The 13,211-nt window shown below is 41.3% G+C and carries 14 protein-coding genes and 2 tRNA genes; 4 read left to right on the top strand and 12 right to left on the bottom strand.

Annotated features, from left to right (window positions below; genetic code table 11):
• Positions 1-5: 5 nt before the first annotated feature.
• Genes purQ through DI060_RS02175 form a run of 7 tightly spaced genes read right to left on the bottom strand, consistent with a single transcriptional unit; the run spans position 6 to position 4,875 of the window.
• Positions 6-659 (bottom strand): phosphoribosylformylglycinamidine synthase subunit PurQ, encoded by a 654-nt coding sequence (gene purQ / locus DI060_RS02205; RefSeq protein WP_108973245.1) that lies wholly within the window; start codon positions 657-659, stop codon positions 6-8.
• Complete coding sequence (gene purS / locus DI060_RS02200; protein ID WP_108973242.1) at positions 656-904, bottom strand: phosphoribosylformylglycinamidine synthase subunit PurS; 249 nt, start codon at positions 902-904, stop codon at positions 656-658. The genes purQ and purS overlap by 4 nt, the downstream gene beginning before the upstream one ends.
• Complete coding sequence (locus DI060_RS02195; RefSeq protein WP_108973240.1) at positions 874-1,743, bottom strand: phosphoribosylaminoimidazolesuccinocarboxamide synthase; 870 nt, start codon at positions 1,741-1,743, stop codon at positions 874-876. The genes purS and DI060_RS02195 overlap by 31 nt, the downstream gene beginning before the upstream one ends.
• A complete protein-coding gene (locus DI060_RS02190; RefSeq protein WP_108973238.1) occupies positions 1,740-2,870 on the bottom strand; it encodes a SpoIIE family protein phosphatase in 1,131 nt (376 codons plus the stop codon). Before DI060_RS02190 ends, DI060_RS02195 begins: the two co-directional genes overlap by 4 nt.
• A gap of 1 nt (position 2,871) precedes the next feature.
• Positions 2,872-3,570, bottom strand: coding sequence for a cytochrome c biogenesis protein CcsA (gene ccsA / locus DI060_RS02185; protein ID WP_108973236.1), 699 nt, complete (start codon positions 3,568-3,570; stop codon positions 2,872-2,874).
• Between the two features lie 49 nt (positions 3,571-3,619).
• On the bottom strand, positions 3,620-4,294 hold the full coding sequence (locus DI060_RS02180; RefSeq protein ID WP_244594248.1) for a heme exporter protein CcmB: 675 nt from the start codon (positions 4,292-4,294) through the stop codon (positions 3,620-3,622).
• On the bottom strand, positions 4,291-4,875 hold the full coding sequence (locus DI060_RS02175) for an ABC transporter ATP-binding protein (RefSeq protein ID WP_167836885.1): 585 nt from the start codon (positions 4,873-4,875) through the stop codon (positions 4,291-4,293). The genes DI060_RS02180 and DI060_RS02175 overlap by 4 nt, the downstream gene beginning before the upstream one ends.
• Between DI060_RS02175 and DI060_RS02170 the strand changes: the two genes are divergently transcribed.
• Positions 4,876-5,904: a tetratricopeptide repeat protein gene (locus DI060_RS02170; RefSeq protein WP_108973232.1), complete on the top strand. Its 1,029-nt coding sequence runs from the start codon at positions 4,876-4,878 to the stop codon at positions 5,902-5,904. It begins immediately after the preceding gene.
• Here the strand turns inward: DI060_RS02170 and DI060_RS02165 are convergent.
• Positions 5,901-6,656, bottom strand: a complete 756-nt coding sequence (locus DI060_RS02165) for an ABC transporter ATP-binding protein (protein WP_108973230.1) — start codon at positions 6,654-6,656, stop codon at positions 5,901-5,903. The two genes, DI060_RS02170 and DI060_RS02165, sit on opposite strands and share 4 nt — an antisense overlap.
• Before the next feature lie 65 nt (positions 6,657-6,721).
• On the opposite strand from DI060_RS02165, the gene DI060_RS02160 reads away from it, so the two are divergent.
• Positions 6,722-7,633 carry a hydroxymethylglutaryl-CoA lyase gene (locus DI060_RS02160; RefSeq protein WP_108973228.1) on the top strand — a complete coding sequence of 304 codons (912 nt, stop codon included), beginning with the start codon at positions 6,722-6,724 and terminating at the stop codon, positions 7,631-7,633.
• Positions 7,611-8,495, top strand: a complete 885-nt coding sequence (locus tag DI060_RS02155; RefSeq protein WP_167836884.1) for a TIGR02757 family protein — start codon at positions 7,611-7,613, stop codon at positions 8,493-8,495. Before DI060_RS02160 ends, DI060_RS02155 begins: the two co-directional genes overlap by 23 nt.
• Here DI060_RS02155 and DI060_RS02150 read toward each other — a convergent pair.
• The 4 genes from DI060_RS02150 to DI060_RS02135 form a co-directional block, all read right to left on the bottom strand.
• A tRNA-Glu gene (locus DI060_RS02150) sits at positions 8,490-8,564 on the bottom strand. The two genes, DI060_RS02155 and DI060_RS02150, sit on opposite strands and share 6 nt — an antisense overlap.
• A gap of 38 nt (positions 8,565-8,602) precedes the next feature.
• Positions 8,603-8,675: transfer RNA gene (locus DI060_RS02145), tRNA-Lys, on the bottom strand.
• A 78-nt stretch (positions 8,676-8,753) separates the two neighbouring features.
• Entirely contained in the window at positions 8,754-10,028 is a 1,275-nt protein-coding gene (locus DI060_RS02140) for an adenylosuccinate synthase (protein WP_108973224.1), read from the bottom strand.
• A 1-nt stretch (position 10,029) separates the two neighbouring features.
• On the bottom strand, positions 10,030-11,061 hold the full coding sequence (locus DI060_RS02135) for an ATP phosphoribosyltransferase regulatory subunit (protein ID WP_108973995.1): 1,032 nt from the start codon (positions 11,059-11,061) through the stop codon (positions 10,030-10,032).
• A gap of 122 nt (positions 11,062-11,183) precedes the next feature.
• Here DI060_RS02135 and DI060_RS02130 point away from each other — a divergent pair, with 122 nt between their 5' ends.
• On the top strand, positions 11,184-13,205 hold the full coding sequence (locus DI060_RS02130) for a 1-acyl-sn-glycerol-3-phosphate acyltransferase (RefSeq protein WP_108973222.1): 2,022 nt from the start codon (positions 11,184-11,186) through the stop codon (positions 13,203-13,205).
• Positions 13,206-13,211: the final 6 nt, after the last annotated feature.

Raw genomic sequence — 13,211 nt, 5'->3', positions numbered from 1 at the left:
ATATTTTACAAGTTTTTGAAGATGGATTCGAAGATTGCCTTTCCGTCCATCTTACCAGTATAAGGATTCATGGCGCGTTCTGGGTGGGGCATCATTCCAAGGATCTTGCCTTTTGCGTCAGTAATCCCTGCGATATCATGTAGAGATCCATTTGGATTCTCCGCATACCGAAAGGCGACAAGAGAGTCCCCTTCCAAACGCTTCAACGTCTCTTCATCGGCGAAATAGGCTCCCTCCCCATGAGCGATGGGAATGCTTAAGGCTTGCGAAGAAAGACCTGCCGTTACCTGATTTTGTTTGTCGGGTAGCAAATCCACGTCTTTGCAGACATACTTCAAGGATCGGTTATGAAGGAGAGCTCCCGGCAGGTAGCCAGCTTCTGTTAAGATTTGGAATCCGTTACAAATCCCTAGCACAAATCCGCCACGCTTTCTGTGCTCATCAACACTTTTCATGCAAGGAGAGTACTTTGCCATCGCTCCGCAACGAAGGTAATCTCCAAAAGAGAAACCACCTGGCAAAACGACTAGGTCTGGCCGGTTGTCAAATGACTCCTTGTGCCAAACATAGTGAACATCAGCTTGGAATTCATTGGCCAAAATGGATCCTATGTCTTTATCACAATTGGAACCTGGAAACGTAATGACATTTGCTTTCATAGGGCTTGTATCTGGTAGGAATAAGATTCAATGACTTGGTTGACCAAAACCGATTCGCACATTTCTTTTGCGAGTGACTCTGCTTCTGCTTCGGACTTTGCATCGACCTTCACTTCTATGTACTTACCTACTCGTAAATCTACCACGGATTGTTTTCCTTGGTCATGAAGGGCTTTCAAAACCGTTTGCCCTTGCGGGTCCAAAACAGAGGACTTTAGAGTGATGTTGATTTTGATTTGATACATCTTGTAATTTTCTCTTCTAATTCTAAGTATTTATCCATTAATTTTTGAATCAATTCTTGTGGCAAAGTTGGCGGTGGTGGATTTTTATCCCAGGCACTTGCCTCAAGCCAATTGCGTAAAATCTGTTTGTCTAAACTAGGAGGAGTCGTGCCTACTTTGTATTCCGATTGTTCCCAATAACGACTGGAATCTGGTGTTAAGATTTCATCGATCAAGATCACTTCTCCGTCCAAAATTCCAAATTCAAATTTTGTGTCACAGAGAATGATTCCTTCAGCTAACATGAGTGCATGGGCTTTGGTATAAAGTTCGAGGGACCTTGCTTTTAGCACTTCAAAAAGTTCAGATCCTATCTCTTGTCTCATGGTATCTTCGGAAATGTTTTCGTCATGGCCTACATCATTCTTCCGAGCAGGTGTAAAGATAGGCTCAGGGAATGCTTCGGATTCTAACATACCTTCGGCTTGCGGAACAAAGGCAACCTTCCCCGTTTGTTTGTATTCTTTGAAAGCGGAACCTGAAAGGTACCCCCTGACCACACATTCGTAATCAATCCGTTTTGTTTTTTTTACAAGGACGGCCCTATCTACAAAATTGGGATCTTCCGAAAATGGTTTCGGAAATAATTTACTATCGGTAGCTACTAAATGGTTAGGAATATTTTGAAAATAAGAAAACCACAGGTTAGAAATTCGAGTAAGAGTTTTTCCTTTGCCAGGCACTAATTCATTGAACACAACATCGAACGCCGAAATCCGATCCGAGGCTGCTAAAATCAGATGGCTCCCGAGATCATAGACATCTCTTACTTTGCCAATATAATCAGGTGTAGGACTCATAACTGAATGCAAACCATGGCCATATCGTCCATTGGTTGCTTTGAACCGCAAAAATCCAATATTTTTGTCCGTACGCGCTCTAAAATCTCTCCACCTTCCGTTACGGAATCTGCAAAAATAGTGCGCATCCCCTCTTCACTTAGAAATTGATTCGATGCATTCATAGCTTCGCTTGCCCCATCGGTGTAGAGTAACAATTTGGATTTAGGCTTTAATTTGAGAGTGTGCACTTCGTCTTTTGCGTTCAAATCAATGTTCATGATCATTGGACTGATCCCTTCCAAAAGGGATGTTTTGCCCTCACTGAAAAGAATCGGCGCCGGGTGCCCCCCATTGATATAATTTAATTCGAGGCTTTCATCTAATATCGCATAACAAAAGGTAATCGAATAATCTTCTGGAAGGACAATTTCCAAATTTTTCCGTATGTGGTAAACACGCTCCTTTAAGGTCATGTTTGGGTCTAGATTGAATAACTGCATTTTGAACATCGCTCCGATGAGTGCCGCACTTGGACCATGGCCTGAACAATCCGCTATGACAATGTGCAGCTTTTTGGAGTCCGCCCAACAATCTACGAAATCTCCACCAATTTGAAATACAGGATGGAACATTGTTTGTGCTTGGATGCCATTCCAGATAAATTTCTTTTCTGGAATCAGCTGCTCTTGCACCTTCCTTGCCGTTTGCAACTCCTTTTCATATCGGATTTTTTCCTGGGAGAGTGCATCTTGTAACAACTTGATTCTAAGGATGGATCCTATCTTTGCCACCAATTCACGCTTATTAAACGGTTTGTTGATGAAGTCATCTCCCCCATTTTTCATTGCTTCTTCATACCCAATCTCTCGTTCAATAGAGGTAATGAAGATGATGGGAAGGAGTTTGAATGCATCCATTCCTCTGAGCTCCCTGCAAAAGGAGAATCCATCTTGTACCGGCATATTCACATCTAAGAGGAGTACGTCGATTGTAGTGTTCAAAAGGATCAAACGTGCTTCCTCTGCAGAAAATGCAGTATAGGTTTTGAAGCCGTGAGTGGAGAGAAGGTATTTTAACAATTCTACATTCTCGGAAACATCATCTACGATGAGGATATGATGGGCTTTCGATTCTACAGTTGCCAATCTATGACCTCAACTGCCAGATTTGATCACGGATGTCCAAAATCTTTTCTAATCGATAGATAAGTAAGAAGAGAAGTAAAAAGAGAAAATGAAAGGCAAGGATACTGATCCAAAAAGTGATTCGCATATCTGTATCCATTCCTCCTTTTCCTAATACACTTCCTGGGTGGTTGCCAGGATTTTCGATCCAGCGAATAGCCCCCCATGTAAGGATTGCACTGAAGGCACAGAGAAGTGAAATATAGGAAGACAGTAGGGATTTTTTCTGAGGGTCAAGAATCAAATACCTAAAAACGAAGTATGACACCAAACTAATGACAAGTATAAAGAAGGATTGCAGCCTAGCATCTGTTCGGTCCCAGGGAACTCCCCAAGCACTGTAAGCCCAAATAGGCCCAGAGAAAAGTACACCGATTGCAAAGAAGAAAGCGATTTGGTTTGCCGTAAAAGAGAGTCTGTCCCATAGACGATTCTTGGAAACCAAATAGAAAATTGAAAAAAGACTCGCAAGCACTGGTCCATACAAGGCCACCCAGGCAACTGGCACATGGAAATAAAAAATCCTATGGCTCATCCCTTGTTCCAAAATCACATTGGGGTAGTACAATCCTAGGAAAATGGCCAAAGGAAAACTAAAAACTACCAGTGCGTACAGGATACAATCGAGGTATAGGGGAAGGATTGGAATTTTTGTATTCACTCTTGCCTACTCTTTACGATTTCTGATAAAATTCTAGGATAATTTCTTTTTAGGAGTCTTTCTGTAAAACTTCCAGAAATAATACTCCCAGACTGCCATAAAAAATAGCAAAGAAAAGTAAAATGCCCACACTCGGAAGATAAAATTCCACCTCCTGGTAAAACCGAGTTTCTGCCTCCATGCCAAATAAAAATAGAGGTATCGAAAATGGGAGCTGCAAAAGAGGGAGAATGATTTCTTTCATACGACTCGCCTCTGAAAGCAATCCCAGAGTAACACCCAAAAACACCAATGAGAGTGATCCTAGATTTGCAAACATCCATTCAGATAAAAACCGATCTACATTTGCCTTTTGGAAGAACAAACATAGGAGGAGAGAAACCATTCCATTGATTATGACGGTTGACAACCAAATCACCAAGCACTTGGCAAAGTAGAGGATAGCGAGAGGCTTTCTACCAAGGGAAGCATACCATCCCCCCTCTTCTCGTTCCTCCCATAAAGACTGTCCGATCAAAACAAAATTGAGGATTACAAGGATGGCCCATTTGATCCCACGGACACTCCTTTCTTGTAAGGATTCATTGACTTCGATGGAAGAATAAAAGATAAAGAGAAGGCACAAACTGAGAGAGATCTGGGAGAAAAAACCACCCATAGACCTTCCCAACAATAAAAATTCTTTGGTGGTGCTGTCCCAAAATGCAGAGAAGTTTCCTTTCACAGTTGGATCCTTTCTTTGCTTTGTAAGTCCTTAGGCACCTCATGGAGTACCAATAGCAAACAAGAACTTTCTGACCAGAGCTTGAGGTGTTCGCAGAAAAGGCCTGTGGCTTTTGTATCCAAACCTGTAAATGGTTCGTCCATAAGGACAAGATTTGCTCCTTCAAAATAAGTCCGAAGGATTGCGGCCTTTTGTTTCATTCCTCTAGAGAAGGTGGAAACAGGATCGGGCAATCTCTGTCTCAAACCATAGTAACTGGCCCAATGCAGAATCGTTTGCTCGCTTTGCGGAGACTGCCGCGCAAAGTAACGTAAGTTTTCTGCAAGTGTGAGTGCAGGATATAAACCTAAGTCATGCCCCAAGTACGATATTGCCTTCGGGCCGTCTGTCCACACCCAATCTTTCCGATAAGGAGCATGGCTATAGATTTCTTTGAGGAGACTTGATTTACCGGATCCATTTTCACCTAAAACAAGAACCAAACCTGTTTTGGGTAAGGAAATCTCTCGGTTACGAAAAAGGGTTTTGTATCCGACATTCAATGTGAGAGACTGATTCTTAAGAAGAATCTCTTGCACCATATGCATACCAACTTAAAGACCCTACTCAGTTATGCACTTCTGTTTTGTCTGGCCCCGCATCTTTTTGGCCAAAAACAAATTGGAGAAAAAGAATATGCTGACTTACTTTGGGGTAAGGACGAAGAGTTTGACTTGAACCAATTCCCAAGTGGATCCTTTATCTACCATAGTTCTGATTTTATCCTGGCTCGTGGCAAAGCCTTCCAAGGAGAACCTCCGACTAGTCGTGGCAGTTTTACCTTTGAGGGTATTGAGGTAAAGAATTGTGGGGACTGGAATAATGAAACCATACAAATGGTAGTCACTGGCAAAGAAAAGGAACGCGCCCTTGCCAAAAAACGCTTACAAGCTGGGATTCGTTTTGATCCTCAATTCTTTCCCTTTCGTTACAATTTGGGCAGACTTCATTCCATAGACTATGAATACAAAGAAGCCTTGATTCAGTTTGAATATGCAAAAGCGGAAATGCCTGATTATTATAAAACCTATTTGCATATTGGCATTCTATCCGAAATCACCAGGGAAGCCTACTATGCTGTTGAGCACTATAAATTAGCAGCAAAAAAGAATCCTTACGATACAGAAGCCCTAGTCCGTTTAAGTGATCATTATTTAGCGAGTGGATTAAAGAATCGCGCCTTTCAATACCTGACAGAAGCTTCCAAAATCCAAGAAACAAGTCCGAATGTTCGCCTAGGATTTGCTAGGCTAGAAATGGAAAAAGGGAATTTTCATATTGCTTACAAAATTTTTGCTAAAACCTCTCTCACAAGCCAAGAAGGGAAACCGATTCCCTATGATAAAAAATTTCATTATTACTTTGCGGAAACCGCTTCGAAGGTGACTGACTATGAGACTGCGGAGGAAGAGTATACTAAAATGTTGAGTTTTCCCAATGATCCGTTTTTTGCAACTGTCTCGCCAAAAGTGATCGCAAGGCGAAGGGACATTGCGAAAAAATTTGCCGAAGCCAAAAAAACCCAATTGGATGATTCGGAAGCGGTGCCCGTCGATTCAGATGGAAATTAAGAAAACTTAAGTTTTCTTGCTAGCAAAAGGGATTCCGTAAAAGGATGTTTCGGCTGGGAAAAAACTTCCCCCGTTGGTCCTGATTCAACAATTTCTCCTTGGTGGAGCACAAAGACTCTTTCTGTAATTGATTTCACCAAACCAAGATCATGTGACACCAATACAAATCCTATCTTTTCTTCTCGATTGATTTGTTGGATGTACCGGACTATATCCAACTGTACGATGGCATCCAAAGCGGTCACTGGTTCATCTAATAATATCATCTTTGGTCGCGCAAGAATGGCACGAAGTATCGCCAACCTTTGCAATTGACCACCACTTACATCATGAACTTTTGCCAAAAGCACTCGAGATGGGATCTGGAATCGATCCAAAAGGTTTAGAATTTTTTCTCTTTCCTCCTGGATGTTTTTTGAGAAATACCCATATTGTATATAAGCAGGTTCTAATAGAGATTGTTCAAGACTTAGATAAGGTGAAAAAAAGGTAAAGGGATCCTGGAAAACAGGTTGGATGACTTTTTGTCTAAGGCTATGGATAGGCTTTCCCTCCCAAAGGATTTGGCCTTTCACTTGTAAGCCCTCTAAAAGGGAAGGCAATCCAAGGATGCATTTAAAAATTGTGGATTTCCCAGAACCAGATTTTCCAATGATTCCTGTTATTTTTCCAGATTCAGCTTGCAGACAGATATTTTTGAGAAGGATTGCATTTCTAGATTGTACTTGAAGAGAATCGATGACAAGGCTCATATGAAGTTAGGCACGTGGACTTATCCAAATTCAAAGATTAGGCTTGGCGAGAAAAGGATTTTCACTTGGAAACAATTAAAATAACAGAAGTCGGACCGCGAGATGGCCTTCAAAATGAAAAGAAAGTTCTCTCAACTGAGAGCAAATTTGTCTATATTCAAAAATTAGCGGCCGCAGGTCTCAAAAGGATAGAGGCAACCTCCTTCGTTAAAAAAGAAAAGATCCCACAAATGGCAGATGCAAGTGAACTTTCGGACGAAATCTTTCAACATCCACATCTTTCACAAACCATTGCCTTCTCTTGCCTTACACCAAATACCATTGCGTATGAGAAAGCTCTGAGTGCTGGCTATAAAGAAGTGGCAGTGTTTACTGCTACGTCTGAGACATTTACAAAGAAAAATATCAATAAAACCGTAAGAGAATCCTTAGATGCATTTACAGAAATTTTCCAGAATGCGCGAAGAGACAAAATCAAAGTACGAGCTTACATTTCAACTGTGATTGCCTGTCCCTACGAAGGAAAGATCCTTCCAGAAAAGACCAAAGAGATTGCAAAACGATTGTTAGATGAAGGTGCTTATGAAATTTCACTCGGGGAGACCATCGGAGTGGCGGTACCCAATGAAATAGCAAAGCTATTTTCAAATCTCCTCTCGGATATTCCCAAAGAACTCTTTGCTGGTCATTTCCATGATACCTATGGAATGGCGATTGCGAATGTGAATGAAGCACTCAGATTTGGAATTCGATCGTTTGATTCTGCAAGCGGTGGCCTTGGTGGCTGTCCATATGCCAAAGGAGCGGCCGGTAATTTAGCCACCGAAGACTTAGTATATTTTTTAGAGCGACAGGGTTACGAAACAGGCATTGATTTAAGCAAACTCGTAGAAGCGAGTGCCTATATGCAAAACCAAATTGCGCGCCCATTAAATTCGCGCACCTTTATCGCTCGTGAAAAAGATTCAGCAGTTTGAATATAAACTCTCCCCATTACATGCTGCTTTGGAAGGTATCAAAGCAGAATTTTCAAACGATGATTTAATTTCGACCGACCCAATCTTATTTCCAAAACGGTATCAGAATCCCTTAGACATCGAAATCGTTGCACTTTTGTCCGCTCTCTATGCATACGGAAATGTGATCGCCATACAAAGATTTCTAGAACCAATCTTCCAAGCCTTAGGTGAAAATCCTTACTATGCTTTTGCGACTAGAAGTGAACGTTTTGAACAAGCAATAAAGGTCGTACAAAAGTACAGATTCCAAACAAAAGAGGACAATGAGAACATTTTGTACGCACTTTCTGAAATATTGAGAGTCCATCGAGAGACTGATGATAACAATGCGATATTTGAAGAGTTTTTTTTATTCAAGGGCAGTAATTTTGAACCTGTCTCATCCATTGCTCGTTTCCAAAAGAAACTTCTAAGCCAGCTGGAAAGCAAAAAGCCAATCACAGGCGGAATACGATTCTGGATCGGTGATCCCGAAAGCCATTCTGCGAAAAAAAGAATTTGTTTGTTTTTACGTTGGATGGTAAGACGAAATCATCCTGACTTTGGGATCTACAAAAGGATATCCCAAGCTGAAATCCCATTTCCCCTTGACACCCATATCCAAAGATTGGTCCAAATCCTTGGCCTTTCTACAAGGAAAACATATGGTATGAGAGAGGCAATACTGGTAAGAGACCAATTCCTCAGGCTATCACCAGAAGATCCTTTGCAATATGATTTTTATCTAACGAGAGTGGGGATCATCCAAAGGTGCAAAGCAAAACGAATCGAGTCTATTTGTGGTGGATGTGGACTTAGATCGGTGTGTAATATTTGGTAGTGCCACGGGGAATTGAACCCCGGTTGCAAGGATGAAAACCTTGTGTCCTAACCACTAGACGATGGCACCGTATGTATCAAGCCTTCGTTTGGAACTCAGTGATTCCATGAGTCGTCGGGGATTCGAACCCCGGACCCATTCCTTAAAAGGGAATTGCTCTACCAGCTGAGCTAACGACTCGTGCTCTGTTGCCAACAATATCGACCTACCCTACACGGTCAATCAATACTAGAAAAATCTTGGCACCGATTTCTTTTTTTAATTCATGATGATCGTGTCTTCTCGGTCAGGCCCAGTTGATACAATTCCGATCTTTGTTCCAATCAATTCTTGAAGAGAGTTAATATAACTTCTGCAATTCGGTGGTAATTTATCAAATGAAGAGATACCAGAAATATCATCCTTCCATCCTTTAAACTCAGCAAACACTGGTTTGACGTCCTCTAGTCCTTGTGATGGAAAATGTGTAAGTCGTTTTCCTTTGAGTTCATACCCAACAACAACGGGAATCGAATCATAATGAGATAGCACATCAATTTTTGTTAATGTAATATTGTTGATGCCATTTACAACGATGGAGTGTTTGATCATTTGAACATCAAACCAACCACAACGACGAGGACGACCGGTAGTTGAGCCATACTCTCCACCAAGTTTTCTCAATACTTCCCCTGCTTCTCCCAAAATTTCAGAAGGGAAAGGACCCTCCCCCACGCGTGTCGTATATGCCTTGGTAATACCGATAACATCTTTTAAGTAGCGAAAACTAACCCCTGAGCCTGCCAAGGCCCCGCCAGATGTTGGATTGGAACTAGTGACATAGGGATAGGTTCCATGGTCAATGTCTAGGCCAGTTCCTTGCGCACCTTCTAATAAAACGCGTTTCCCTTGTTGCAAGGCATCGTTCAAAAAATAGATGGTGTTTATGATATTATTACCCATGATATCTGCAAATTGACTGAGACTCTTAAACAAATCATCGAGTTTCACTGGCTCTAAGTCATAGTATTTTACGAGTTCTTGGTTTTTGACTTCTAAAATGCGAGCCAATTTCCTTTTCAACATATCTTTGTCTAAGAGGTCACCGGCACGTAAACCGATGCGTAACATTTTATCCGCATAGCACATACCTATGCCTTTTTTTGTGGTTCCAATCTTACCCTCTGGGCTGGAACCCAACTCTCGTACTTCATCGATTAGGCGGTGGTGAGGGAGTAATATATGGCAGGAGTCGCTGATCAGGACTTTATTTTTAACGTTAAATCCACTTTTTTCTAAATCAGCACATTCCTTCAGAAAGTACTCAGGATCTAAAACAACTCCGTTACCAATGACACAAGTTGTATTGTCATAGATGATCCCTGAGGGAACTAGATGGAAAATATACTTTTTTCCACCCACAACCACAGTATGACCTGCATTCGCACCACCTTGGTACCTAACTATGATATCCGTGTCCTTGGAAAGATAATCGATTACTTTCGCCTTACCCTCATCTCCCCATTGTGCCCCGACGACTAAATTTGCAGGCATACTAACCTCTCGTTTCTAACTTTTCTTCTATGGGATCTACATGTAGTGCAAACCCACATGCATTTTTTTTCACTTCTGTATATGATTCATACAATTGGTTATACACACCACCAGCAAAAACAGGCTCAGAATAACCTTCCATATATCCTTGGAATACTATGCCTGTATAATAATCTAGATCGCGTATCAAAGTCGCATCAAAAATTCCATCAAAGGATGGATGGGCTTTAGACCAAAGTTGGATGATGGATTCAATCTCTTCCAAATAAGGAACAAAGGCTTCTAGAGAAAAAGAAGCTTGCTGAAACGAAAGTAGTTTCTCTTTGAATTGCGAAAACTCAGCAAAGGGAGTTGGCTTTAAACAGAGTTTTAGAAATTTTTGCCTCTCATCGCTTACATTCCAAAGTTTGAGGTATTTCTGCAATTCGGGAGCATTTTTCGTAAAAAGTATCTGGGCAAGTTTGCCTTCCTCATGGTTTGGAACCTTTAGCCAAGTGAAGAGTTCGGAAAGGAAGGCCGCATGACCTAACACGAGTGTGGCTGGAACTTTTGGCAAAACTTTCTGCCACATTTTGGAAAGCAATTCCATTTGTGAAAAGACTTTTGGCAGAGAGCTATCTCCAATTGATTCCCCACCAATTTGTAAGATTTCTCGGCGAGATGCATTCTTCTTTTTATGATCTCTAATCCTGCGTCCTATATAGTATACATTTTGATTCTCTTTCCAATGGGAACGCGCAGCCATTCCCTTTACGACTTGTAAGGTCAAATCCACACCAGGGGAAAGGGAATAGCCATCGAAGTCTTTTGTAGCTAAAAATGCGGACGTATCTGTGCCACTGATCTGAGATTGGAAGGAGGAAGTATAATCGAAAGCGGGTAGATAAATCTCAGAATAACTAGCTTCTTCTAAACACTGGCTCAATCTCTGTAGCAATTCTCGCCTACGTTTGCTTTCCTCAGGCCCCAAGAAATGGAAACCGTCAGGGATCCATCTTCTCTCTGCTAATTTTGATTTTTTAATCGAATTCATAGTTGGGGAACGAGCCCAAGAAGTCAGATTAAAGAAATGAAGGAATTCTGCAATCAAATGTAAAAATCGGATAGACAAAAGGAAGAATGGGATTAGCCTAATTTCGTTTTTAGAGGAATCGCATGACAGAAAAAGAGGCCACCTTAGGTAGATGGCATAAAGAGTTTTTTGAAAATATACATCTCTTCATGAAATCAGGACTTTCTCAGTCCGAAGCAAAATCCATATTAGAAGAATTCTTAGTACTTTCGCAAGCCACTCCGAAGCCCAAGGTAATGGACATCTTCCAAGAGCCAGAGAAGTTAGAAGAAATCGGTGTTTATACCGATATTCGAACGGAGCCTCGGGACTTTATGCTAAAGTTCCTAGACCCAATCATGAAAAAATTTACGGTTGAGGGAGCAGAAAACCTAAACCTACTCATGGATGTTCTGGGCAAATACCCAGTTACCCTCATCTCTAACCATTTAAGCCATTTGGATGCACCGGCCATCTTTACTCTACTCTACAATACAAACGACGCAGGCAGAAAGATTGCAGAATCTTTAGTTTTTATTGCAGGTCGCTTAGCCTTCGAACCAGACTTCACCCGTCTCGGTCTTTATATGTTTGGTACCTTACTCGTCTGCTCAAAGAAAGACATGGCAGATAACCCTTCTCTTTCTGATCTGATGACAAAGATCAATATGCGTGCATTTCGTCATTCTCAGAAGTTACAAACGGAAGGTAGAATTATCTCCATTTTCCCTGAAGGTACTCGATCTCGGGATGGTCGGCTTATGCCTTTTGTGGACACAGTGTACCATTATGTTGCCAACAAAGTCATTTTACCTATCTCATTAGAAGGCACCGATAGGATTCTTCCCATCGAAGGTTTACTCTTCAACCAAGCGGTTGGGAAGCTTGTCATCGGAAAACCAGTTCTTGTGGGAGAATTGAGCAAAAAAGAAATGGCTTCCTTCCCATCCTCTATTGAACAGATTTCCTTCCCAGGTGGCGGTGATAAAAAGCAGTTTATTATAGATAATTTGGCCCTTTTGGTGGGTTCTAATCTAAACAAACACAAACACGGAACCTACAGAAATCTATACAAGGGTGATGACCTCAAATCCAATTTACTCATCACATCTCCAAAAGAACCTACGGAGAAAGTGGTTGTGATTGGCTCTACCAATATGTCTGTGGCTGCAGCCTGTGTTTTAGCAAATAAGAATGTAAAAGTGAGCATTTACCATCCGGACTTAGAGATGGTCAAACAGTGCAATGAAGAAAAACGAGATGTTTTACATTACCCAATTTATAAATTACCGCCAAATATTGAATTTACGGCTGATCCAAGTATATGTGAAGACGCAACACTCTTTATCCAAGGAACAAATCCTTGGGATTTTGATTCCGTATACCCAAGGATAAAGTCATATCTTCAAAAAAACAAGGCCCCCATCGTAAATGTGATAAAAGGTTTTACTGGGTCCAAAAAAGGTCTGATTTTGGAAGACCTCAACGAATTGATTGGAATTGAACGCGAACGTCTTGCTGTCATTTCTGGTGCTTGTTACCCAGACCAAATCATGGAGCGAAAGATTTCAGGCTTTGAAATTGGTGCATTTGAAGATTCACTCATTCCTAAATTACAAAAGCTATTCAACACAAGTTATGTTTTCACAAGACCCGCAATCAATGCACGAGATACAAAAGGAGTGCAATTAGGAGGAGCCCTCAAAACAGTATATGCTTTGGCAATGGGCTTAGTTGAAGGTTATTTCAAACGAGAATTAGGTGGGAATGTGGACAATACCCTTTTTCACCTATCCAATCGATTTTTCAATGAAATGGTATCTATTGGCGTACTTTTGGGTGGCGATCCCACTACCTTCAATGGCCTTTCTGGTATGACAGATTTTATGTTAGCATGTTTCGGCTCAGATACTAGGGATAGGAAGTATGGCTATGACCTAGCCTACGGCTCTAATAAGCCTGAAAAAATTACCAACGGATTTTATGGCCTGAAGGTTTTACCTAACCTCATCAATTTGGATGAGAAAAGACATCCGATCGTGACATCCTCTTACAAAGCAGTGATCCAAAATGAGAACTTTGATCTGATTGCGGACTCTCTTCAATTGCAACTGGCAAGAGTGTAATGCTAG

Source organism: Leptospira ryugenii (assembly GCF_003114855.1).
Lineage (GTDB): Bacteria > Spirochaetota > Leptospiria > Leptospirales > Leptospiraceae > Leptospira_A > Leptospira_A ryugenii.
Note: the sequence above shows the minus strand (reverse complement) of the source record. Positions and strands in the feature narration are given on the sequence as shown.